The sequence below is a fragment of the Roseibium alexandrii DFL-11 genome (assembly GCF_000158095.2).
GTDB classification, from domain to species: Bacteria; Pseudomonadota; Alphaproteobacteria; order Rhizobiales; family Stappiaceae; genus Roseibium; species Roseibium alexandrii.
Window position 1 is genome coordinate 2024135 of the sequence record NZ_CM011002.1, and the last position, 21560, is coordinate 2045694.

Here is a 21560-nt window from a genome sequence, read left to right on the forward strand (position 1 = left end):
GGAAAGCGCGCAGCGTTATTGAATGGATGAAAGCAGCAGCCAACTGGTGTCAGCTTGGCCTTTCCATCTGGCAGGTGGTTGCGGTGCGGGTCGCATTGCCGTTGATTTCACCATCCGGATCGGTAGTAAATCCGAAAGCGGTGCCTTCCAGTGTCCGCGACACGTCATCAGAGAAGGTGGAGATAAACAACGGCTGGATCAGCTGATGATTGTCCTCGCGCATGGAGACAGGACCATAGGGTGTTTCATGCTCCATTCCGGCAAGGGCAAAGGCCACCTTTATCGGATCGTTCTCGCCTACTTCATCCACCGCCTTGTCGAACATCTCCATCAGCGTGAACACCCGCTGATAGTAGTAATCGGTGCCGTAGCGCTCCTGGAAGCGGTCCATGTTGGCGACCTGCTCTTCGCTCGTGTCGATATTCTGATGGAACTCTGTGATCTGTTTGACGAGACCGATTGCGCCCTCGCCCATGGTTGCCACGGCTCCGAGCCCGCCGCCGTAATAGGTCAGATACGGCACGTTGTGACCGGCCGCGGACGCTGCCTTGATGAGCAGCGTCATGTCCTGCCCCCAATTGCCGGTGATCACCGCATCGGCGTCCGAGGTCATCATTTTCTGAACGTACGGCGTGAAGTCCTTCACCTTGCCGAGCGGATGCAGTTCGTTGCCGACGATCTCGATATCCGGCCGCTTTTCGGCAATCATCGTCACGGCAGCATTGGCAACCGCCTTGCCGAAGGAATAATCCTGTCCGAGGATGTAGATCTGCTTGATGTGATCCTGCTTGGCGAGCCAGTCGGTCATCGCCGCCATTTTCATGTCAGCGTCCGCATCAAAGCGGAAATGCCAGAAACTGCAGCGGTCGTTGGTGAAAGCCGGGTCGACGGCAGCATAGTTCAGGAACAGTACCTCTTCGCCGGGGTTGCGTTTGTTGTGCTTGTTGATCGCATCGATCAGTGCCGAGGCGACGGAAGAACCATTGCCCTGAACGATATAGCGGATGCCCTGGTCAATCGCCTTTTGCAGCTGTACCAGGCTTTCCTTCGGATTGACCTTGTTGTCGAACGGCACGATCTCGACCGTCATGCCGCCTGCACCACCAGCCTCGTTGATCCGGTCAGCGGCATAGCGGAAATGCTTCAATCCCGTGTCCCCGGCCAAGGCGAAATGGCCCGACAGCGGATCGATATAGCCGATTTTCACGGTGTCGGCGCTGGATACGCTTATAGAGCAAGTGGCAAGCGCTGCGGCCGCCACAAGTGACTTCAGATAGTTCATGCTTTCCTCCCTGAGCGGCCGGCTTCCGGGTTTTCCCTGTTTTGACGGCCAGACAATTTGCTGCACTGCACGCAAAAGCTGATTTTGTGCTCAAAGACTATTGCAAATTGAAATCTTGAGACTTGTCAAGAAAAATACAGAATTCTATTCTGACATGTGGAATAATGACCAATACGGAAGGCGTCATACGCAGACTGTTTCAGCGCGTTTTTGGTGTGATGATGGCCTTCACGCAGAACGAAATCAGCGGTCGCAGAACCGTCCTACCGAGGTGACACCCAAGCATGTTGAAATCCAAAACCCTTCCGAAAGCCTTGCAAGGTTTGCGTCTTCCGGCCGTGGCCGCCCCACTCTTCATCGTCTCCGGCCCGGACCTCGTGATTGCCCAGTGCAAAGCCGGGATTGTCGGCAGCTTTCCGGCGCTCAATGCCCGTGAGAAGGATGGCGAGCCCATCATGCTGGAGATCTGGCTGAAGCAGATCACCGAGGAGCTCGATCGCTACAATCAGGCCAACCCAGACACACCGGCAGCGCCGTTTGCGGTCAACCAGATTGTGCACCGCTCCAACGGACGCCTGGAACGCGATCTTGAAATCTGCGCGCGCTGGAAGGTCCCGATCTGGATCACATCGCTCGGTGCACGTGTTGAAGTCAACGAAGCGGCCCATTCCTGCGGCGGGATCACGTTGCACGACATCATCAACAACACCTTCGCCAAGAAGGCGATCCAGAAAGGTGCCGACGGTTTGATCGCGGTGGCAGCCGGAGCCGGTGGCCATGCAGGCCAGCAATCCCCGTTTGCGCTGATCCGTGAGATCCGCGAGTGGTTTGACGGACCGCTGCTTCTGTCAGGCTCCATCAGCACCGGCGAAGCGCTGCTGGCCGCCCGGACGCTCGGCGCCGATCTCGGGTATGTCGGATCTGCTTTTATCGCGACCGAAGAAGCCAACGCGCAGGTCGAATACAAGCAGATGCTGGTCGAAAGCGGCGCGGAAGACATCGTCACGTCCTCTCTCTTTACCGGTGTTTCCGGCAACTATCTTGCGCCATCGATTTCACGTGCCGGTCTTGACCCAGCCAACCTGCCATCCGCCGATCCCTCATCCATGAACTTCAGCTCCGGATCTTCCAAGGCCAAGGCCTGGAAGGAAATCTGGGGCGCGGGTCAGGGCATCGGGGCGATCAAGTCCATCGTCCCCGCTGGCAAGGTTGTCGACCAGATCGAACAGGAATACCGCGACGCCAAACAGCGGATCTGCTCGGATCTCGCCTGATCAGGTTCGGATCCTAGCCCCTCACTGCTGCCGCCCCGGCCTAGAGCCGGGGCCAAAACAAACAGGTCCCGGCTCAAGGCCGGGACTGCATTGCGGATGTGTGAGGTGCAACACCATCGGCAGGATCCTGGGTCAGAAGTTGCGAGAGGGCTATCAGAACCCCGCCAAGGCAGCAGGCTGACAAATCAGAGCTGTGCGATGAACGGACCGAATGCCTTCTGGTACAGCATAGCTGCAGCCGTTTCGGCCTGCACCCATGTGCGCTGCCGGTGACTTTCCTCCCAAGCATCTGCTGGCAGGATGCGGGTAACTTCCATCGCAAAGACCTCAACCCGACACACCGCTCCCCACTTTTCGTAAGTGAACGTTCCGAGCGGCTGGTCGCTGACGGCACCCTCCACACCGGCTTCTTCGCGGGCTTCCACCTTGGCTGACTCTGCTGGGCTGAGACCCGGATCGACGATGCCTTTTGGGACGACCCAATGCCGTCCGCTCGAGGAACCCGTTATCAGGATCTCCTTGCCCTCGGGCGTGCGGCGGAAGGGAATGACGGCGGACTGGGTGTAGTAATAGGCTGGCCGCTCACGCAGCTCCGGACCATCTGGCCCCGGATAGGGAAAGAGATCCGGCAAATCCTGCGGGTCGATGACCTTACAGATTTCAGTGCCCGCATGAGTTTTCTCTAGGTGAACGAGCACGCCCGGAGACAGACTTTCATGAACGCCAAGAGCGCTGATCAGATCTGCGACCGTGTTTTTGGATGCAACCAGCAACACACGGTCTTCATCTGCAATCGCTGGCATGACGCCCTTCGTGAGATCCGGTGATTGAACCACACCCTGCGCAGACCAGCCGCCAGCCTTTAGCGCTTTCTGCGCGGTCGCCATAGCACGTTCATCGGTTGACGTGAGCGTTTTCCCAGGCAGCAAGCCGTGCTGCCCCATCCAGGCCCCGATCTTCTGGGCCTGACGTTTTCCCTTAGTGCGCAGGGGGCGGTCCGGTTCTGCACCGTCCCAATTCTTGGCACCAGCGCCGGCGCAGAGAAGCAACAACTCCGTGGCCATTTTCCTCATCTCAAAGTGTCTCCACCGACAGGCTGTCTGTAAGTCTATCACGGTGCGTATATGCGGAGGCCCTTGAAGCATTTAGACCAGCCCAACGATTCGGTGTTATCAACGGTTCTGAATTGCTGTCACGTTTCCTTCTCAGAGCCACTGTACACCGCCATGATACTGAAACAGACCAACGTTCTGGAACCAATTCGCCCAACCGTCCGGGCCGTCATCTATCGAAGCGGAGATCTTTTGGTACAGGTGAAGCAAAAGCGCGGCTCTGCGGCCTATCTGACCTTGCCGGGAGGAAAGCAGGATCCCGGAGAGACGGCAGCAGAGGCGTTAATCCGAGAATGTGCGGAAGAAGTCGGTACGACCGTGACCGTAGGGCCCCTTTTGCATGTTGCCGAAGTCTTCAAGACCAAAGCGGACGGGAAACGGCACCAGCTGGAGCTGCTGTTCGCCTGTGAGGTGTCCGACAACTATGTGCCGGTGATGGGACCCCATCCCGACCCGTCTCAGGTCGGGACGACCTGGGCCTCTCCGGCTTCAAGAGCGGCGGAGTTCCGCCCGGCCTACGCGGCAGCGCTGACCGACACGGCACCGGTCTATCTGGGAGTTTTTGATGGCTAAACTCCCCCGATCCATTGACGAGAACCTGTATTTCTTGAGCGTGGAAATCGATGGCCAGCTCGCCGGGATGCAGGACTATTTCAAGTCCCCAAACCAGGCAGCCGCGCAAAAGGTCATTTTGCGCGCTGGGTATTCCTACAATCTCGCCTCAAAACTGACCAAAGCCAGCACGCAAATTCTGTCTCAGAAGAAGGTCACTTCCGAACAGCAGAACCTGCTGCGGAATGTGGAACTGATTGCGCAGAACCTTGACCTGATCAGCCGCCTTGCCCGGCGCAGCCTGACCTACGCTGAGACTGTGGACCGCAAGGCGTATCTAAGAGGCGACACCTACGCCAAGGTGCTCAAACAGGTTCGCGACAGTCTGAAGCTGATTCAGCCGGCCCTTGCCAGGTCAGACAGCAAGTCCGCCGTCCGGATCGGACAGATCCGCGAAAAGATGGAGGACCTTTACGATCGGGTGTTCCGCACACTGACGGAGGACATGCGCAAGTCCAAGCACACAGCCGATCTTGCAAACAGCCTGCTGGTTGCCAACGAAGTCCGGCGCATCGGAGACGCGCTGCAATCGGTTTCAGAGGCCATCTTATCGGTCAATCTTGGGCAGCCGGTCCAGTTCGAACGCTATTTCACGCTGAAAAGCCTCCTGCCATCGACCAAGGACGACGAGCCGGTCGACATGGTGCCCTTGGCAGAAACCCGGTCCGGCAGTGCGATCTCTTCCGTCCGTTCGCGCAGCGAAAACGGGGAACCGGTCAATGCGGTTTTCAAAGATGGAGAACTGCGCAAGGTGCGCGAAGAACGGGCGGGCGTGAAAAGCTGGCACGCGATCTATCCAGGACTGGCCCCCAAGATCCTATCCTATCAGAAACACGGCCAGTCAGCCGCCCTGTTGATCGAGCATTTGCCGGGCTACACATTTGAGCAGCTGGTCCTCAACGAAAACGACGCTCTTCTCGCGGAAGCCCAGAAGAAACTGGCCATGACCCTGAACGACGTGTGGCGCAGCACCCGCATGGAAGAACCAGCCGTGATGGCCTCCATGCGCCAGTTGTCCCGGCGCCTGCCGGAGGTTTACCGCGTCCATCCGGAATTCCGCGCTGACCCGCAAGGTTTCGGCGGTCTCCGCCTGAAGGGTTTCGACGAACTCGTCCGGGAAGCCGCGGAGCGCGAAGACAAACTGGAAGCGGCCTTTTCCGTCCACATCCACGGCGACTTCAATCTCGACAATGTCATCTATGACCCCGCCGAAAAGAAGCTGCATTTCATCGACCTGCACCGCTCCCGCTATATGGACTATGTCCAGGACGTCTCGGTCTTCATGATTTCCAACTACCGGCTGCAAATCCAGGACATTCCGGTGCGCCGCCGGCTCGCCAAAGTCGCCTGCGACCTGCAATCGGTCGCTGCAAAATTCGCCCGGTCCCAGAAAGACCGGACCTATGAGTACCGCCTCGCCCTTGGCCTTGCACGCAGCTTTGCCACCTCCACGCGGTTCGTGTTCGACAAGTCTCACGCCCGGCGCATGTTCATCCGCGCCCGGTTCTTGCTCGAACAGGCGCTGGCGTGTCCTGAGGGAAAAGAGGAGCGGTTCAAACTGCCCATCAAGGAGTTGTTCGTTGACTGACATCAAGATCGGGGTCGTTGGCATACCCGGCAAATGGTCCACAGAAGCGCTTGCCGATGTGATCGAGGCCAAAACCGGCTACCGTCTGGTGACCGACATGGCAGCCGTGACGCTCGATCTGGAAACCGGTTCTGTCATGTACCAGGGACAGGATCTTTGCGCGCTTGACGGGCTCATTATCAAGAAGATCAGCGAAGTCTACAGCCCGCATGCGCTCGACCGGCTGGAGCTTCTGCGATTTGCCGAAAGCCGCGGCGTCAAGATCTTCTCCCGCCCTGAGGCCGTATTGCGGCTGATCGACCGGCTTGCCTGCACGGTTTCCCTGCGCGCGGCCGGTGCGCCGATGCCGGCAACGATTGTGACCGAAGATCTGAAAGCTGCCGAAGCGGCGGTGGAGCGCTATGGCGCGGCCGTCTTCAAGCCGCTGTATTCCACCAAGGCACGCGGCATGTGCATTATCGAAGCGGGCGCCAACGCCCGGACCGAGATCGCCGCGTTCGCTGAAGACCATCCGGTGATGTACATCCAGCAAAAACTGAACCTTTCCGGCCAGGATCTCGGAATGGTGTTTCTGGGCGGCGACTACTTATGCACCTACGCTCGGGTCAGCCAATCCGATAGCTGGAACACAACGATCCACAGCGGCGGCAAATATGCGCCCTTTGAGCCGGATGCCGGCCTGATCGAGCTTGCCCGGCAAGCACAGGCACCGTTCGGCCTTGATTTCACGACCGTCGACGTGGCGTTGACCGACGAGGGACCAATCGTCTTTGAAGTGTCTGCCTTCGGCGGATATCGCGGAGCCAAGGAAGGCTGTGGTGTCGATGCAGCCGCAGCCCTTGCCGATCATGTGATTGCAAAGGTGACGCAATGAGGACCGCCGCCGATGTCCTTGCCCAGCTAAACCGCGGTGATTTGCCGGAAACGCTTTATCTTGAAACCGGTCCGGTGCGCCTTGCAGTCCGTTGCGAGGTGCCGATGGCCGTAGAGCTGCGTCACCACCTGAAAGAAGCGCTCGCAGAAGCCGGGCCGGTTGCGGCCACCATCGACGTTCTGGAAGGACAAAACCTCAGCGTCCAACCGGACTGGATCGACTGGGCGCGCGAACCGGGCAAAGCTGGCCGCAAGGACGCGTATGTCGATCTGGACGATGGCCGGCTGGTGCACAAGATCCGCACGGGCATGACCTTCCTGCAATCATCGCAAGCTCTTGCCGCGTTCGGGCCCTGCCTCGCCTATCCCAATCAGGTGATCAACTTCATCAACACGCAAATCCTCAACATCTGCAAGCGGGATGGATGGGAGATCTGTCACGCCGCTGCGGTGACCGATGGGCACAAGGGCCTTGCGATTGCCGGGCTGTCCGGCGGCGGAAAATCCACCGCCATCTTGCGCATGATGGATCTCGATACGACCCGCTTTGTCACCAATGACAGGTTGATGGTGCGCGCGGCAGCGAAGGGCACAGAAGGTCTCGGGATTCCTAAAAATCCGCGCATCAACCCAGGGACGATCCTGCACAATCCGCGCCTGGCACCTCTGCTTTCCGACGAAAGAAAGGCGGAATTGCTGCAGATGCCGCCGGAAGACCTTTGGCAACTGGAAGAAAAGCACGATCTTTTCATCAGTGAGATCTATGGCCCGGACCGCATGTCATTCGCGGCGCCCCTCACCGAATTCTGGGTGTTGAACTGGAGCCGCTCTTCGACTGAGCCAACGCGCCTTGTGGATGCAGACCTCACCGAGCGGCCCGATCTCCTGGGTGCGATCATGAAAAGTGCCGGTCCGTTCTTTCAGGATGCCAATGGTGTCTTCCTGCGCGATGACGAACCGCTGGAGCCGGACGCTTATCTCCAGCAGCTCAAGAGAGTCCGGATTCGCGAAGTGACCGGCGCCATCGATTTCGATGCACTGGCCGCCGCGGGCAAGGACCTCTTTGCATGACCGGATCGGCTGCCACTGGCCCCATCGCGGTTTTGATCCGCCACGGAGACTACCACCAGCGCAAGAATGTGCCCAGTGCCCTGCAGCCCTTTCCCCTGACAGAGAAGGGCAAAACGCAAGCCGAAGTCTGCGGCGAAGATCTTGCCGCGTGGCTTTCAGACCAACGCCTGACACTCAATCCGATCGTCTATTCGTCCTGTCAGCTACGGGCCTGGCAGACGGCCCGGCTCGCGTGTGATGTCCTGATCAAACACGGGCACACCTTGACCATCGAGCAGACACCTTCCCTGGCCGAACGCTCGGTCGGTAGCGCAGCAAACCTGACGCTCGAGGAGATTGAAACGATCCTTACCGAAGACCCCCGCTTTGACACGCCTCCCGTGGCATGGAAATCGGACAGCGACTATTGCCTGCCGCTGCAAGGTGCGGAATCGCTGATAATGGCGGGACAGCGGGTGGCAGATCATTTGACACGGACAACTGCTCAGCAACCCGCTGGAACGGTGACGCTGCATTTTGGCCATGGTGCTTCTTTCCGGCACGCGGCGCACCAGCTCGGTGTCTTGACCCGTGACCAGATCGCTCAATACAGCATGCACCACGCCCGGCCGTTACATCTCTGTCACATAGAAAATGGTACATGGGCCCAAACTGGCGGCACGTGGAAGATTCGCCAGCTAACGGACAAGACGCTCGATTAGGCCTTCAATCATGGCAGTACAAACCGGTCGCGCAGCAAGATCGCACCCAATGCTGCCCCCTGTCTTCGATGATGCGGGTGAACTCGCAGCGCTTCCCCGCAACCTTGAACGCTGGCCGGTCCATGAGGATCATTCAGGCGGCAATGCCGGCGCGGTTCGCGACAGCTTGATCGCAGCCGCCTCACACGGCACCTGGACCTGGCCGGAGAAACCGGTTGTTTTCATCTCCGATCCGCATGCCGATGCCGACGGCTTTTTGCGCTCCCTCGTTTCAGCCGGTGCGGTCCGCCGCCTTAACGACGGGTTTGTCCTGACGCCCTTCGGCCGGATGGCGAAAATCATCGTCGGGGGCGATTGCCTCGATAAGGGTCCGTCCAACCTCGACATGCTGAACGCGCTGAACCGCCTGTTTGATCTGGGTGCCGACGTCCGTCTGCTTGCGGGAAATCATGATCTCCGGCTGCGCCTTGCGATCCGGGCACTGACCCTGCCGAAAGCCCCGCTCACCGAACATCTTTTTGTCCGGATGGGGCGCAAGATCCTGCCGCTCTTAGCCGAAATCAACACCCGCTACGTAACACCGGAAGACCTGGCATGCTTGCCGGAAGAGGCGGAGTGCCAGGAGCGGATCTTTCCGTCCTCGAGCTGGAAGGCAACCTTCCCGGCCGCGGCCGGGCCATACCTGACGCCATTGGGGATCGAAAAAGAGCTCAAGAAACTGAAGAAAAAGGCAAAACAGTTCGCCAAACAGGCGGACGCGGAAGGCCTCACCATGCGCGAGGTCTATGCGGCGTCCCTGCGGTGCCGGGATCTCTTTTTGAGCCCGGATGGTGCCTACAGCTGGTTTTATTCCGCCATGGATGTGGTCGAGCAGATCGGATCCATCGTCTTTCTGCATGCCGGGATCGACGACACTATGTGCGCACTGCTTGCCAAAGACGGCCCCGCCGCTGTCAACACGCGCTACCGGCTGGAAGCCGAAGATGATCCGTTTGCGTTTTATTCCGGCCCGGTTGCCAATCTGGTCCGCACCAAATACCGGCCGGTTGACGGACAACTGACGGCCTCAGGCGTTGCGCTCCTGCATCAGGCTGGCATCAAGATGATCGTTCAGGGCCACGTCAACAACCACAAGGGCCAGCGGATCCTTGCCAAGAACGGGCTGTTGCACCTGGAAGGCGACATCACGCTGGACCGGACCTCCCGGCGCCTGGAGGGCCTCACCGGCATCGGCGCGGGCGCCACGCTTATTTTCCCCTCCGGCGATGTTGTGGGCTTGAGTTCCGACTATCCAAGGGTCAAACATTTCAAGCCAGAACATCATCTTTGAGAAAAGAGTGCACCGATGCAGAACGGCGACGGCAGTTTCCGCCACGAGTCCCTTCAAAGCCGCAAGTCCATCAAGGCCCTTTTGGAGGCGGTGACCAAGGGAATTGGCAAAGGCGAATTGACCTTGAGTGACGGCGATGAAGAGATCGTTCTGGAACCTGGCGGCTTGATCACGGTGCGGGTCCGCGCCGAGCGCTCCGGCGGCTCCAACCGCATCGACCTCCGCCTCACCTGGACCGAAACCGCCGACACCCCAAAGCCAAAGAGCGATCTGAAAGTGCGCTGAGAGCGGAATAAACGGCACCGGCTCGATAGGCAACAGATCTCAGCCGCCGTACACCCTTTTCCTGGGGCGCGGCGCGATGATAGCTGTGTTGTTCTGGAAGCAAAGTGGCGGACCTGCTGGGAGCAAGTCCGAACTTTTTCGATTATCTTTTCAAAGATCTGGAAGACTGGGAAGCAATTTTAAGCTCGCTGCCTGACTTTGGTGCGGGTCAAAATTAGCCCTTTCAAGCCATTTGGGGGTGCGCAGCTATGCCACATGTCTTCGCACGGGGCGTACAAATCTCCGACGCAGAGCCTATCAGCTCGCACGAGTCCATTTATGGGATCATCACTATACCTTGTAATGCAAGGTACCCTGCATTAGATATATATTATGAAAACTAGCTCGACAGGGTCCGACGCCGCCCAAATACAACTCAAAAAGGGAGCCTTGGAGTTGTGTGTGTTGGCCATGTTGTCCCGCAGGGAAAGCTATGCCTACGAGATTTCTAGTACGCTCGCGGACGCTGTCGGAATGGGAGAGAGCACGATTTATCCTTTGATGCGCCGTATGGCGAAGGACGGTTTTGTGGCGTCTCGCCTTGTGGAGACGAGTAGCGGGCCATCCCGGAAGTATTACACCCTTACCAAAGCCGGGTGGCAGAGACTTGAAGAACAAAAGAGCGATTGGAGAGTCTTCATAGCTGCGGTCAATGGAATATTGGGAGAAAGCCAATGACCCGGGAAAAATTTATTCAAGATCTACGTCATGAATTGTCAGGTCTTCCTGGAGACGACATCGAGGAAATTGTTGCGGATTATTGTTCCTATTTTGATGAGGCACGTGCCGCTGGCAGAGACATCGAAGATGTCGTTGCAGCCCATGGCGACCCGCGGCAGTTGGCGCAGGAACTGCGCGCCGAGATGGACTTGCGTCAGTGGGAGGAGCATCACACACCCCAAAACTTCTGGAAGGCAGTGATCGCGTTAGGGGGCGTGGCAGCAGTTGACCTCGTGGTCCTTCTTCCAAGCTTGCTGATGCTCGGGCTGACAGCGCTGATCCTTTTCTTCGTCCTATCGCTGCTAGGGATTATTGGGATTGGCACTCTCTTAGATGTGATTTCAGACAGCCATGATCCGGCTCAAGGATCGGCGACTTACCTCGTTCTCCGCAGTTTCGGTCATTTGGCAACCTCTATCGGTGGCGGCTTCCTGCTGGTCTTTGCGCTTCGGAAGGGTTTGGTCCAACTGACGCGCCACATGCGATGCCGCTACCTGCTGCTTCGAACCCGATTTCCCGGCATGGGACAGTCGAATAGCGATTAGTCGAAATCAAATGGTTGAATGCACGGGAGATAATGCTGAATGAAACGTCGACATTTTTCATATCTTTTCGTCTCGCTGCTGATCGTCAGCTTTGCTGGTTATCTCGTTCAGACCGGAGAGCGCGGATTTGGGCAGCAGACCCAGCCTGCTCGGACCCTCGACGTAACACGGCTTAGCAAGACAGATACAGAAAGATTGGGCTGGAAGGCGCAAGGGTTGGATGCGGTGTTTGCCGATGTCGCTACCTTGAGCACTGACACTCTGATGATCGTTACTGATGGAAAGGTCGTTGGTGTTTTTGGCGATCTCTCAAAGCCCTACAACGTTCATTCCATACGGAAGTCGGTGCTGAGCGCTTTGGTTGGAAGGCACTGGGGGTCGGTTGCAAACGAGATTCGGCTTGAAACTACGTTGCAGGAGTTGGGTCTCGATGACGCGACGATACCTCTGACCACGATGCAGAAGAAGACGACCGTTCGTGATTTGCTGATGAGCCGCTCAGGCATTAATCATCCCGCTGCTGCATCGGGCAGCTTGCAGGAGGAAATAGACAGACGTCTGGGCAATAAGGAGAACGAGCCGGGCACGATCTGGGCGTACAACAATTGGGACTATAACGCCCTTACAACGGTCTTCGAAAACGAAACGGGCATCGGTATCGCTGAGGCGTTCGAAACGGGGATCGCGCGGCCAATCAGTATGGACGATTTCGACGCCGGTTCGGTTTCGTACATCTCCAATACACGCCTTTCTGTGCACAAAGCGGCGATGTTCAAGATGTCGGCCCGCGACCTCGCAAGGTTCGGTCAACTATATCTCGATGGAGGCCGTTTTGATGGCCAACAGATCCTTCCAGGAGCCTGGATTGACAAGATTTCGAGCGATTTCACCGTGACGGGCATGGAAGGCCTGAGATGGGGCCATGGATACTTGTGGTGGATTCCTGGCCCGAATACCGGATTACCGGAAGGGTCGTTCTGGGCATGGGGTCTAGGAAATCAGGCGCTCATCGTCATCCCCGAATGGGATACAGTGATTGTCCATCAATCGGACACGACAGAGTTTTGGAACCGCTTCCTCCCAATGATCCGAGATGACGGCATGACAGGAGAAGCCGCCGTTGAGAAGCTCATACTTTCATGTCGAGAGGCCGTAACTCGCGAAACCGAGTTTTGCATTGATCATCGACTCATTACGCGACGCGAATTTGATCGCCTGTTATCGTTGATCGCCGCCGCACGGGTGCAACCAAGCTAAGGAAGTTGCTTGGAATTTTCGCGATCCTGCGTCGGCATTGTCCGCTTTGCTGCCTTCGATGTTGGCCGCACTTTGAAAACAGTTCGCCCAAGAACTGGCCAACATAAGGTAAAACCGGATTACAAGTGGTTCGAAAATTCTATTGTGTTGCTCTGATCTCGCCAAACACGGGTTCGCAAACGCTATTGTTTATGAGAAATGGCGGAGAGGAAGGGATTCGAACCCTCGAGACGGTTGCCCGCCTACTCCCTTAGCAGGGGAGCGCCTTCGACCACTCGGCCACCTCTCCGGTAGGCCCCGTTTACGAACAAAACCCCATGAGTTCAAGGGGATTTTTGACTTGGCCCAGTTTTTCCACCAACAGACGATGGATCTGTCTTCCCCCGACACACACGGTGCCCTTCCTGCCTGTTTGACCACCAGTCCTGAGAGTTTTGCATCGGCATACCAGAAGCGCCGGATCCCGAAGGTTGATTTCAGGCCCTCAACTTCGCCAGGAGGCGGCAATCAGAAACGAGAAATTGGGGGGTGTTGGCCGCGGGCTTTTTCGATTGCGTAGGGAACTCTCCTGGCCTGCACGGTGCCTGACCAGCTCTAAAGCCGCGGCTCCTGACAGATTTCACAACTTGCAGGTTTTGGCGATTTGCTGCGGTAATGAGCCATGGTTTTTGCGTATTTATCCTCACTGGTGCGCATTCTGCGCGCGGCGTTGATCTTCATGTGCTTTGCGCTCCCTGTCCGGGCGCAGGACATAATGATCGTCACCGAGGAGTTCCCACCTTACAACTATTCGGACAACGGCCGGGCCCAAGGTCTTTCGAGTGAGGTCGTGCAAGCCGTTCTTGCACAAGCCGGACTGGCCGCCGAGTTCCTGTTTTTGCCTTGGGCGCGGGCGTATCTGACTGCGCAGAACACCAAAAACACAGTGATCTTTTCGATCGGCCGGATCCCGGAACGGGAAGATCTTTTTGAGTGGATCGGCGTCATCGCGCCCTACAACACGTCCCTTTACAAACTGGCCAGCAGGACGGATCTGACCGTCGAGTCATTGTCCGATGCAAAGGATTTCAGCATCGGCGTTTCGGTTGAGGATGTGATTTATCAGTACCTTAAGAGCCAGAACTTCACAAATCTCGATATCGTCGGTGAAGATGTTTTGAACATCCGGAAACTGGCGCTCAGCCGGCTGGATCTCATCGCCTTCGATGAAGCCGCTTTCCAATACTACCTCGATTTGGAGGATATGGATCCGGCATTGTTTGATCGGATCTATCGGCTGGACGACATCAGCGGCGGTCTTTACATGGCCATCAACAAAGACAGCGACCCGGAGCTTATCCAGTCGTTAAAGAGCGGCCTTAAGGCAATCAAAGCGGATGGCACTTATGAGCAGATCCTCAACCGGCACCGGGTCATGAATTGAGAGCCTGGCCCGTAAGCGCCAGTTCTTTTCCCCCAAGACCAGAGGCTCCCAATATTACGCGGCGGCCTTTAACCGCACCCCATTCAGCCGGCCAGGCTGGCTTTTGCTTTGTGTTTCAAGAAAGCCTTCTGCGCTCCCTTTGCGGCGCTCATGAACAAAAACCGCTTGAATAGAAAAGAGACCAGAAACACGAACGCAAGGGCACCTAGGAAAATCGCGATGAAAAAACCACTGAAGAAATCAATCTCTGTCGCGAGTAGGATGAAGGCGAAAGCAACCGGTACGGAAATGATGATCTCAACGACGGTCATCTTGAACGCAGCTGACCAGGCAAATCCACTTTCTGGAAGTGACTGATATTTTTTGAAATACCGGTGGCCGGCATCCAGTGTCGCTGCAATTACAGGCAAAAACTGAGTTCCGCTGGAAATATCAATATCTGCGGCGATCAAAACTGCCGTGCTCAATACAAACGTACCGATCAGAACACTCACATAAATCACGGCAAATCGGATCAAATTGATTTCAGGATGCATTCTCAACCTCACTCCTGCGCAGAAAAAAACGCTACTTTTGCGCGTCCTAGAGAAAAACACTCTTCATAAATTGCATTCTTTTACAGTCAACCAGTGCAGCAGCCTGCAAAGGGAAAATGCCGGACCAACTCAAAACAGGGTTACCGTTTGGTTTTTGTGGCCTCTGGCGGCACCGGCCTCACCTGTGCCGCAATCGCAGGACTACATTGGATGATCTTTCGATTTTTTGGACACCGCCCCCATAACCACGTCGTCCCTTCCGGTTCTCGACCGGCTGATCACCGACCATATTTCCAGCGTCGTGGCGCTGTGGCTTCATCTTGCAGTGTTTGTCATTCTCGCTAGCTTGCCCCCTGCGAACCAGCAGCGCCCAGGCACGCCGCTGCCGGTTGATGTTGAGTTGGTCCTCCTGCCCAAGGCAGCCCCATCCCAGGCAGCCACCCTGTCCCCTTCTGGCGGAAAGAGAGCGCCTAGCCAGGAAGAGACGTTGGTGAAACCGCAAGATGATGCCCGGGCAGCGGAAGAAACGGCCTCCCTCCAAGCCCGGCCCGATTGGCGCGCTGCGGAAAATTGGGTTCCCGCTGCGGAGCTTCGAAGCGCACTGGTTTTGCAGGACCGGCGTTCGGCCCAGGCGCGTGCGGCCTTGCAGACGGTGACTGGTCGTGATCGGAGAGAGCAGCTTTGCGCTCTGGAAGCGATGGAGCAAGTGGGGGCGAATTCGCAAGGGCTTCGACCAGACCGGCTGGTGCCCTATGCCCTTCAGGCGACGGTTCAACGCGGCCTGGAACTCTACGCTCCGGCGGGCGCTCTGCGCAGCCAGGGAAACTGGTATGAACTCGCCTACCGATGCCAGTTGAATAAGGCGGGCGATCGGGTGATGGACTTTCAATTTGTCCTCGGTCCGCCGATCCCCGGAAACCTTTGGGATAATCTCGGACTGGCTGCAGTTCATTGAGTGCTGAAAAGTGGTGACGCGGCGATAATATCTGCGCCGCGTCAGGATAGACCGTTGGGTGCAGGTGCCGTTTGGCCGGCAGCCTTGCACGCGATCAATGCATCGACAGCCATTCGCGCGCAGAGCGCTGCGCTTCTGCGATCTCGGAGAAACTCATTTCACCGGAGATTTCCTTGCGATAGCGCACAGCTTCCTGGTTGCCCTTCAAAGCCGCAATATTGAACCACTTGTGCGCTGTCACGAGGTCTGTCGTGCCGTGACGGCCACAGGCGCTGTCCAGACCCATCTGGAACAGAATTTCAGCCGTCATCGGCTTTTCACCCATGATGGCCATGTCGTCGGAATGTATTTCATAGCGAGCCATAACGCTCTCCCCTTTTTGTCTAAAAGACTTCCCTAGAAACGAAAGCTTATCTGAAGCTTTTCCCGCCGTTTCATGAGGGTTACTTCATCAGGAGCGCTTAAAGAGGCAGTTAAAAAACAGATTTAATGAAATCCGAACAATAGTTTAAGTAAGTCTGAAATTTACCGGATGACAACCATAGCGTTACGAATTGCTGTGTGTTTTCAATAACATTATCGCAAAATTTGACAGGATGGATTCATATTGGATTCACCAAAAGATCGATTGAGCATTTTTTTCAACCAAGAACAGGAAAAACAAAAGCCCCGCTGGGAGCGGTCTTTCAGGCACAACGGGTTCGCCCCGAACGCTGGAAAAGACACTGTTGGGTCAGGTTGTGACGGTGATCACGGGAAAGACTTAGGACGGATTGTCGTAGTACCGGCGGGCAAACGCATCAACAACGCCTTCATCGACCAGGTCTTTCACAATCGTATTCAGCTCTTCCACCCGCTCGGCCCACTCAGACTGCCGGGAAACGCCCAGAAACAGATTGACCGTATTGCCCGGGCGATACTCCGTTTTGACGATCAGGTCTCCGAGCCCTTGGGTCTTGAGGTAATAGTCCACCTGGCAATCGGTGCCGATCATCACATCCAGGCGTCCGCGCTTGGTCATATCGATGAGAATGTTTTCCGCCGCAACACCTAACTTATCGAGCGTTGTGTCCTGATCAAACTGTTCGAAATAAGCGGAATGCAAGACGAACCCAACGGTATGTTCCTGCAAGTCCTCATAAGATGTGATGCTGACCGGGCGTGACGCGGGCGTATAAAAAGCCGTCTCGCATGCGTAATAGGGAGTGTCCGTGTAAGCGATGTATTCGGCCCGCTCCTTGCGGTAGGCCAGACCGGTCATGACATCGACCGCCCCGGTTTGCATGGACGCCAACCCCCGCCCCCACGGCATTCTCACCACGTCGATATCTGTTCCAACCCGCTTCCCGACTTCGTGGATGAGATCAAGGTCCAACCCGGTGAACCCTTCGTCAGTCAAGATTCGGAACGGGGGCCAATCGTCGGTGGCGGCCCGGATTGCATCGGCCTGCAAGGGTTTTGTGCTGGCCCCGAAGAGGGTCAGGCCAATGACAACAAGACCGGCGGCATTTCGAATGTACAAGCTGCCTGCCCATATTACGGAGGACGTTTGATACCCTATTACATGGCCCCGGCACCCGGTTTTCAATCCTGCTAAAATTAGCCAGTTTAAAAATCAGCAGGACGTCGCAACAGGGATCCCAAACTCTTCGCCCTCGCGTCTCGGAACAATATGGTGCGTGTTCGAACACCGGCACGCGCAAAAAATCGCGCATATGACGTTACGTTACGGGTATGCAACCAGGCCACACCACGATACATTCCCTTTCCGTAAACGGAAGTTATTCCGCTTTGGGAGGAACATATGCTGAAATTCAACGCCGCAGCCGCACTTCTGGCTGCCGGACTGCTCGCAGCCACGACCGCACCGTCTTTTGCCGCCGATGCAAAGGGCGACTGGGAACGCCCGAACGGCGCATCAAAAATCCGGATCAGTTCCTGTGGCGGAGCGCTGTGTGGCAAGCTCATCTGGCTGCGTGATCCTCGCAACGACACGCAAAATCCCGACACTTCCAAACGCAGCCGCCCGCTGCTTGGCGTTCAGATCGTTCAATCCATGAAGCCGACCGGTACGGATGGCCAGTGGAAAGGCAAGGTCTACAACGCGGAAGACGGCAAGACCTATACCGGTTTCATCAAACTGACGTCTGCCAACAAGTTAAAACTGGAGGGCTGCGTCATGGGCGGTCTGATCTGTAAAGGCGAGACCTGGAGCCGCGTGAAGTAAGACGCTTATCGCTTTGCCAAGCTTAAAGGTTTGGCCACAGCCCGCTTGCTCTGTCCGCTTTTGAATGTGTGGCGCATTTTCGGACCGGGCGGCGGGCATTTTTGTCCGAAGCCGGTCAGACAAGCATTTTCTTGTAGCCCAAGTGGCTTTGGTCATAGCCGAGACGTTTGTAGAATTGATGGGAGCCTTCACGCTCCTTGTTTGACGTGAGCTGCACCAGACATGCACCAGCCTCGACAGCAAGCTGCTCGGCATGGGCCATCATGAGCTTGCCAACGCCGGAGCCCCGCTGATCCGCGCGCACATGAACGCTTTCCAATTCCACCCGCGGCCGGCCCTGAAACGCAAGACCTTTCAGAAAATGGATCTGGTAGGTGCCGATCACCTCTCCTGACGGGTCCAGAGCGACATAGATATCCATTTCGGGCGCCGCCAGCATGGCCTCGAACGCCGGGCGATACTCCTCAAAACTGCCGAATTCCTTGCCCTTACGCACGCTGGTCGCCCCGGCATTGATAATGGCAACAATATCGGCCAAGTGGCTGTGGGTGGCTTTTTCAATTTTGATCATGGGTTTCGCTGGCGGTTGGCAGGAGGACCTGCGGCGTTGGTACCCCGATTCCCCTGTCCCGAAAATTGACAAGTCGCGCATGCCTTGCGAAAGGGTGTGCGCCGCTGCTGATAGTCCTTCCCCCGCAATCTTGGAGCCCTACCCATGAAGTTTTCCGATCTGCGCGAGGCCAACATTACCCGCCAGAAAGAGTGGCCGGGCAATGATCAGGCCGACATCGCGTTTCGCGGGCTGGAAGTTGCCGGCGAATTTGGCGAGGTGGCGGAAGCCTTGAAGAAATATCTGCGCGGGACCCGTGGCATCAAGGGCTCCACTGCAGACCTTCAGGATGTCGCTGACGAAATGGCCGACGCTATCATCGCGTTGGATCTGCTCGCCGATCAGATGGGCATCGATCTCGGCGCCGCGGTCGCACAGAAGTTCAACAGGACTTCGAAGAAATACGGGCTAGTGACCCGTCTACCGGCCTCCGATTGAATTCGATTGCGCCGAACACACCGCGCCCATAATAGAACGCGCACTTTCCACGCGCGTTCTACTAATGTCATCCGCATACTTAGAGTGCCGGAAGCGGCGGCAGAGGCGTCTTCAGCCATTTCACGGAAAGTCCATTCAACTTTCCATTGAGTTTCTTGTGCAGCACGAACACGTTAACCCATTGAAGCAGGTCCATGTTGCCGGTTTTCACGCCGATGAAGGACGGTGAGTTGGCAATGATGAACTTGGGCTCAAGATTGAATTCCGGATTGTCGTTGGAAATTCCGAGCGCAACCATGTTGCCGGTGACAATCACGTCCGCCTGTCCGGAGACATAGGCTGCGATGGTGGCCGCGTTGTCGCCAAAGCGAATGATTTCGGCACCGTCGGGAGCATCTTCGGTAATTGCAAGATCTTCAAGAGTTCCCCCGGTCACGGCAATCTTCTTGCCAGCAAAATCGGCGATTGAAGAGACAGCCACATCAGGTTTGGCAAACGCGCCTGAGAAGAACGGGGCGTAGGCATGGGAAAACCAGATGGACTTCGCCCGTTCCGGATTTGCGCCGAGCGTCGCGATCACAAGATCGACCCGATCCGTTTCTAGAAACGGAATGCGCTGCTTGGAGGTCACCGGCACAAGCTCGAGCTCGACCCCAAGGTCTTCTGCGATCATCTTGGCGACATCGATGTCATAGCCTTCATACTCACCGTCAGCGCCAAGTGCGCCGAACGGCGGAAAATTCTCCGGCGTTGCAATCTTTATTTTTCCAGCGGCCAAAATATCCTTCAACTCCGCCGATGCCGGCGCGGCCAACAACATCACCGCCGCCATCGCGGCGCCGGCAAGTCCTGCAAATCTCTTCAGCATTTTCCAAACACTCCCTGGATTCAACGTTCAATTGGAGACAATCAGGCGGCGGCAGCTGCCCCGCCTTTGGACGATGTGGATCCGAGGCGTTTTTCCAGATGCCTGGCCCACAAGGACAGCGGATAACAAAGAGAGAAGTAGATCATCGCCATCATCGGATAGATGACGAACGGCTGCGTGCCTGGCACCGGCGAATTGGCCCAGCGTTTGCCGATCGCCATGAGATCATGAAACCCGATGATGTAGGCCAGAGACGTGCCCTTGATGATCTGCACCATGAACCCGACAGTCGGAGCAATGGCCAAACGAAACGCTTGCGGCAGGATGATCAGGATCATGATCTGCGCGAAGGCCAATCCCAATGCCCGGCCGCCTTCGTGCTGCCCCAGCGGGACCGAGGTGATCGCTCCCCGCCAGACTTCCGACAGATAGGCACTGGTGTAGAGTGTCAGAGCCAGTCCCGCAGCAAACCACGGGTCAACCTGGATGGCGAACAGGCGCGGCATGCCAAGTCCCAGCAGAAACAGCAACATCAACAAGGGAACGGATTGGAACAGCCAAGTGTAGGCGGCAAACACGGTTCGGAGCCAGGACATTGGAGAGACGCGGATGGCCGTTACGCAAACTCCGATCAAGCCGCCACCTAAAAAAGCAATCAGCGACAGGTAGATGGTGAACTGGGTCGCTTCCAGAAGCTGGAAAACCACAATGCCGAATGGCTTTCCCAAAAGGGAGACAAACAGATCCTTCACCGCACGGCCTTCCATTTGAACAACTGGTCATGGGCCAGACCCAGCAGGGCTTTGAAAGACAGCGCCATCAGGACGTAGATGACGGTCAATGTGAAAAAGACCTCGAACGACCGAAAGCTGCGGCTGTCGATGTACAGACCCGCCCAGGTCAGATCGGTAACACCAATTTCCGAAATCACACCGGTGGTCAGGAACAGGAAGATGAACTGGCTGTTCAAGGACGGGAACATGGCTGCAACGGCCTGCGGAAACAGGATTTTGGAGAAGCCTAGCCATGTGGGAAGTCCGAGCGCGGCCGCCGCCTCGCTCTGCCCCGTGCCGATCCCGGCCAGTCCGGCACGCAGGATCTCAGCGAAGTAGGCCGAGAAATTGAGCGACAGTGCCAAGAGCGCATGCGCCCAGAAAGGCCACTGGTAGCCCAACAGTAACGGCAGGCCGAACGCTACAAAAAACATCTGCACGATCAACGGGGTGTTGCGGATGAACTCAACATAGATGGTCGCGATCGGCGCCAGGATTGGGACCTTGTAATGACGCAACGCGGACAGGTTCGTGGCCAGAACAAAGCCGAGCGCGCCGCCGATAACCGTCAAGAATGCGCTGACCGCGGCGCCTTCCCCCAAAAGCAGAAGGTATTCCGGATTGCGATAGATTTCGAAAAACCTGAGATCAAACATGACCCAGGCCCAACCTGTCGTTCCTCAAAACCATCGAGCGCCCCTGTGGATGTCACGGAACGGTTCGCAAGACTTGTGCCACCAGCCGGACAAGGCGGTTTCGCTGCGATTTTTAGCACCCGGCAGCCGGATCGGCCGCAGACCAGATGTCATAGCCTACTTGTTAGGCAGAACATGAGCACTTTGCATACAATCTCATGAACTATCGTCCTGATATTCTGGACTGAGTTGCATACATATATCGCGCACGCAGAACCGCTCAAACTAGTCAGGTACTCGCAAACTGGCGTCCGACAGCAAGTGAAGCGCTGATCGGGTCCATGAGGACGACTTGGATCTCGGGGATTAAATGTGTAACGGCTCAGCCCAAAGGACCCAACCCGGG

The 21560-nt window shown here is 56.7% G+C and carries 24 protein-coding genes and 1 tRNA gene; 15 read left to right on the forward strand and 10 right to left on the reverse strand.

Annotated features, from left to right (window positions below; translation table 11 throughout):
* Positions 1-49: 49 nt before the first annotated feature.
* Entirely contained in the window at positions 50-1282 is a 1233-nt protein-coding gene (locus tag SADFL11_RS09285; RefSeq protein WP_040453215.1) for a branched-chain amino acid ABC transporter substrate-binding protein, read from the reverse strand.
* A 284-nt stretch (positions 1283-1566) separates the two neighbouring features.
* Between SADFL11_RS09285 and SADFL11_RS09290 the strand changes: the two genes are divergently transcribed.
* Positions 1567-2556: an NAD(P)H-dependent flavin oxidoreductase gene (locus tag SADFL11_RS09290; protein WP_008196208.1), complete on the forward strand. Its 990-nt coding sequence runs from the start codon at positions 1567-1569 to the stop codon at positions 2554-2556.
* 185 nt (positions 2557-2741) lie between these two features.
* Here SADFL11_RS09290 and SADFL11_RS09295 read toward each other — a convergent pair whose 3' ends face one another.
* Positions 2742-3629, reverse strand: a complete 888-nt coding sequence (locus SADFL11_RS09295) for an NUDIX domain-containing protein (RefSeq protein WP_167578970.1) — start codon at positions 3627-3629, stop codon at positions 2742-2744.
* Positions 3630-3782: 153 nt separating this feature from the next.
* Here SADFL11_RS09295 and SADFL11_RS09300 point away from each other — a divergent pair, with 153 nt between their 5' ends.
* The 10 genes from SADFL11_RS09300 to SADFL11_RS09345 all read left to right on the forward strand — a co-directional run bounded on the left by SADFL11_RS09300 (position 3783) and on the right by SADFL11_RS09345 (position 12689).
* Positions 3783-4241: an NUDIX domain-containing protein gene (locus tag SADFL11_RS09300; RefSeq protein WP_008191048.1), complete on the forward strand. Its 459-nt coding sequence runs from the start codon at positions 3783-3785 to the stop codon at positions 4239-4241.
* Positions 4234-5868: a phosphotransferase gene (locus SADFL11_RS09305; RefSeq protein ID WP_040451776.1), complete on the forward strand. Its 1635-nt coding sequence runs from the start codon at positions 4234-4236 to the stop codon at positions 5866-5868. The genes SADFL11_RS09300 and SADFL11_RS09305 overlap by 8 nt, the downstream gene beginning before the upstream one ends.
* Entirely contained in the window at positions 5861-6742 is an 882-nt protein-coding gene (locus SADFL11_RS09310; protein ID WP_008193901.1) for a GAK system ATP-grasp enzyme, read from the forward strand. The genes SADFL11_RS09305 and SADFL11_RS09310 overlap by 8 nt, the downstream gene beginning before the upstream one ends.
* Positions 6739-7812, forward strand: a complete 1074-nt coding sequence (locus SADFL11_RS09315; RefSeq protein ID WP_040451775.1) for an HprK-related kinase B — start codon at positions 6739-6741, stop codon at positions 7810-7812. The genes SADFL11_RS09310 and SADFL11_RS09315 overlap by 4 nt, the downstream gene beginning before the upstream one ends.
* Positions 7809-8513, forward strand: coding sequence for a histidine phosphatase family protein (locus SADFL11_RS09320; RefSeq protein WP_008196940.1), 705 nt, complete (start codon positions 7809-7811; stop codon positions 8511-8513). Before SADFL11_RS09315 ends, SADFL11_RS09320 begins: the two co-directional genes overlap by 4 nt.
* A 49-nt stretch (positions 8514-8562) precedes the next feature.
* A complete protein-coding gene (locus SADFL11_RS09325; protein ID WP_008192243.1) occupies positions 8563-9843 on the forward strand; it encodes a metallophosphoesterase family protein in 1281 nt (426 codons plus the stop codon).
* Positions 9844-9858: 15 nt separating this feature from the next.
* On the forward strand, positions 9859-10128 hold the full coding sequence (locus tag SADFL11_RS09330; RefSeq protein WP_008194155.1) for an amphi-Trp domain-containing protein: 270 nt from the start codon (positions 9859-9861) through the stop codon (positions 10126-10128).
* 372 nt (positions 10129-10500) lie between these two features.
* Positions 10501-10845, forward strand: coding sequence for a PadR family transcriptional regulator (locus SADFL11_RS09335; protein ID WP_040451774.1), 345 nt, complete (start codon positions 10501-10503; stop codon positions 10843-10845).
* Positions 10842-11432: a DUF1700 domain-containing protein gene (locus SADFL11_RS09340; RefSeq protein ID WP_008196639.1), complete on the forward strand. Its 591-nt coding sequence runs from the start codon at positions 10842-10844 to the stop codon at positions 11430-11432. The genes SADFL11_RS09335 and SADFL11_RS09340 overlap by 4 nt, the downstream gene beginning before the upstream one ends.
* 39 nt (positions 11433-11471) lie before the next feature.
* Positions 11472-12689, forward strand: a complete 1218-nt coding sequence (locus tag SADFL11_RS09345; protein ID WP_008196469.1) for a serine hydrolase domain-containing protein — start codon at positions 11472-11474, stop codon at positions 12687-12689.
* Positions 12690-12888: 199 nt separating this feature from the next.
* On the opposite strand, the gene SADFL11_RS09350 is transcribed toward SADFL11_RS09345, so the two are convergent.
* Positions 12889-12978: transfer RNA gene (locus tag SADFL11_RS09350), tRNA-Ser, on the reverse strand.
* Positions 12979-13350: 372 nt separating this feature from the next.
* Here SADFL11_RS09350 and SADFL11_RS09355 point away from each other — a divergent pair.
* Positions 13351-14112 carry a substrate-binding periplasmic protein gene (locus tag SADFL11_RS09355; RefSeq protein ID WP_050776088.1) on the forward strand — a complete coding sequence of 254 codons (762 nt, stop codon included), beginning with the start codon at positions 13351-13353 and terminating at the stop codon, positions 14110-14112.
* An 83-nt stretch (positions 14113-14195) separates the two neighbouring features.
* Here the strand turns inward: SADFL11_RS09355 and SADFL11_RS09360 are convergent, their stop codons facing one another.
* On the reverse strand, positions 14196-14648 hold the full coding sequence (locus tag SADFL11_RS09360; protein ID WP_008189373.1) for an ABZJ_00895 family protein: 453 nt from the start codon (positions 14646-14648) through the stop codon (positions 14196-14198).
* 226 nt (positions 14649-14874) lie between these two features.
* Here SADFL11_RS09360 and SADFL11_RS09365 point away from each other — a divergent pair, with 226 nt between their 5' ends.
* Complete coding sequence (locus SADFL11_RS09365) at positions 14875-15603, forward strand: DUF930 domain-containing protein (protein WP_050776087.1); 729 nt, start codon at positions 14875-14877, stop codon at positions 15601-15603.
* Between the two features lie 94 nt (positions 15604-15697).
* Here the strand turns inward: SADFL11_RS09365 and SADFL11_RS09370 are convergent, their stop codons facing one another.
* Both SADFL11_RS09370 and SADFL11_RS09375 read right to left on the reverse strand, forming a co-directional pair.
* A complete protein-coding gene (locus SADFL11_RS09370) occupies positions 15698-15937 on the reverse strand; it encodes a hypothetical protein (RefSeq protein ID WP_008196287.1) in 240 nt (79 codons plus the stop codon).
* A gap of 429 nt (positions 15938-16366) precedes the next feature.
* Positions 16367-17125, reverse strand: a complete 759-nt coding sequence (locus SADFL11_RS09375; protein WP_008193556.1) for a substrate-binding periplasmic protein — start codon at positions 17123-17125, stop codon at positions 16367-16369.
* 282 nt (positions 17126-17407) lie between these two features.
* Between SADFL11_RS09375 and SADFL11_RS09380 the strand changes: the two genes are divergently transcribed.
* Complete coding sequence (locus SADFL11_RS09380) at positions 17408-17830, forward strand: DUF2147 domain-containing protein (RefSeq protein WP_008194484.1); 423 nt, start codon at positions 17408-17410, stop codon at positions 17828-17830.
* Positions 17831-17945: 115 nt separating this feature from the next.
* Here SADFL11_RS09380 and SADFL11_RS09385 read toward each other — a convergent pair whose 3' ends face one another.
* Positions 17946-18401: a GNAT family N-acetyltransferase gene (locus SADFL11_RS09385; RefSeq protein WP_008193420.1), complete on the reverse strand. Its 456-nt coding sequence runs from the start codon at positions 18399-18401 to the stop codon at positions 17946-17948.
* A 144-nt stretch (positions 18402-18545) separates the two neighbouring features.
* On the opposite strand from SADFL11_RS09385, the gene SADFL11_RS09390 reads away from it, so the two are divergent.
* Positions 18546-18878: a MazG-like family protein gene (locus SADFL11_RS09390; protein ID WP_008189487.1), complete on the forward strand. Its 333-nt coding sequence runs from the start codon at positions 18546-18548 to the stop codon at positions 18876-18878.
* Positions 18879-18957: 79 nt separating this feature from the next.
* Here the strand turns inward: SADFL11_RS09390 and SADFL11_RS09395 are convergent, their stop codons facing one another.
* From SADFL11_RS09395 to SADFL11_RS09405, 3 genes are read right to left on the reverse strand one after another with little or no spacing between them, the layout of a single operon-like run.
* Positions 18958-19746 (reverse strand): transporter substrate-binding domain-containing protein, encoded by a 789-nt coding sequence (locus tag SADFL11_RS09395; protein ID WP_008196566.1) that lies wholly within the window; start codon positions 19744-19746, stop codon positions 18958-18960.
* 41 nt (positions 19747-19787) lie between these two features.
* Positions 19788-20498, reverse strand: coding sequence for an amino acid ABC transporter permease (locus tag SADFL11_RS09400; protein ID WP_209002775.1), 711 nt, complete (start codon positions 20496-20498; stop codon positions 19788-19790).
* Entirely contained in the window at positions 20495-21175 is a 681-nt protein-coding gene (locus SADFL11_RS09405) for an amino acid ABC transporter permease (RefSeq protein WP_008188927.1), read from the reverse strand. The genes SADFL11_RS09400 and SADFL11_RS09405 overlap by 4 nt, the downstream gene beginning before the upstream one ends.
* Positions 21176-21560: the final 385 nt, after the last annotated feature.

What these genes read in the sequence shown, in the direction of transcription:
- SADFL11_RS09345 (WP_008196469.1), top strand. Translation starts at nt 11,472, where the DNA reads ATGAAACGTCGACATTTTTCATATCTTTTCGTCTCGCTGCTGATCGTC.
- SADFL11_RS09360 (WP_008189373.1), bottom strand. Translation starts at nt 14,648, where the DNA reads ATGCATCCTGAAATCAATTTGATCCGATTTGCCGTGATTTATGTGAGT.
- SADFL11_RS09300 (WP_008191048.1), top strand. Translation starts at nt 3,783, where the DNA reads ATGATACTGAAACAGACCAACGTTCTGGAACCAATTCGCCCAACCGTC.
- SADFL11_RS09385 (WP_008193420.1), bottom strand. Translation starts at nt 18,401, where the DNA reads ATGATCAAAATTGAAAAAGCCACCCACAGCCACTTGGCCGATATTGTT.
- SADFL11_RS09330 (WP_008194155.1), top strand. Translation starts at nt 9,859, where the DNA reads ATGCAGAACGGCGACGGCAGTTTCCGCCACGAGTCCCTTCAAAGCCGC.
- SADFL11_RS09320 (WP_008196940.1), top strand. Translation starts at nt 7,809, where the DNA reads ATGACCGGATCGGCTGCCACTGGCCCCATCGCGGTTTTGATCCGCCAC.
- SADFL11_RS09315 (WP_040451775.1), top strand. Translation starts at nt 6,739, where the DNA reads ATGAGGACCGCCGCCGATGTCCTTGCCCAGCTAAACCGCGGTGATTTG.
- SADFL11_RS09290 (WP_008196208.1), top strand. Translation starts at nt 1,567, where the DNA reads ATGTTGAAATCCAAAACCCTTCCGAAAGCCTTGCAAGGTTTGCGTCTT.
- SADFL11_RS09370 (WP_008196287.1), bottom strand. Translation starts at nt 15,937, where the DNA reads ATGGCCATCATGGGTGAAAAGCCGATGACGGCTGAAATTCTGTTCCAG.
- SADFL11_RS09405 (WP_008188927.1), bottom strand. Translation starts at nt 21,175, where the DNA reads ATGTTTGATCTCAGGTTTTTCGAAATCTATCGCAATCCGGAATACCTT.
- SADFL11_RS09335 (WP_040451774.1), top strand. Translation starts at nt 10,501, where the DNA reads ATGAAAACTAGCTCGACAGGGTCCGACGCCGCCCAAATACAACTCAAA.
- SADFL11_RS09395 (WP_008196566.1), bottom strand. Translation starts at nt 19,746, where the DNA reads ATGCTGAAGAGATTTGCAGGACTTGCCGGCGCCGCGATGGCGGCGGTG.
- SADFL11_RS09390 (WP_008189487.1), top strand. Translation starts at nt 18,546, where the DNA reads ATGAAGTTTTCCGATCTGCGCGAGGCCAACATTACCCGCCAGAAAGAG.
- SADFL11_RS09305 (WP_040451776.1), top strand. Translation starts at nt 4,234, where the DNA reads ATGGCTAAACTCCCCCGATCCATTGACGAGAACCTGTATTTCTTGAGC.
- SADFL11_RS09285 (WP_040453215.1), bottom strand. Translation starts at nt 1,282, where the DNA reads ATGAACTATCTGAAGTCACTTGTGGCGGCCGCAGCGCTTGCCACTTGC.
- SADFL11_RS09325 (WP_008192243.1), top strand. Translation starts at nt 8,563, where the DNA reads ATGCTGCCCCCTGTCTTCGATGATGCGGGTGAACTCGCAGCGCTTCCC.
- SADFL11_RS09340 (WP_008196639.1), top strand. Translation starts at nt 10,842, where the DNA reads ATGACCCGGGAAAAATTTATTCAAGATCTACGTCATGAATTGTCAGGT.
- SADFL11_RS09295 (WP_167578970.1), bottom strand. Translation starts at nt 3,629, where the DNA reads ATGAGGAAAATGGCCACGGAGTTGTTGCTTCTCTGCGCCGGCGCTGGT.
- SADFL11_RS09355 (WP_050776088.1), top strand. Translation starts at nt 13,351, where the DNA reads ATGGTTTTTGCGTATTTATCCTCACTGGTGCGCATTCTGCGCGCGGCG.
- SADFL11_RS09380 (WP_008194484.1), top strand. Translation starts at nt 17,408, where the DNA reads ATGCTGAAATTCAACGCCGCAGCCGCACTTCTGGCTGCCGGACTGCTC.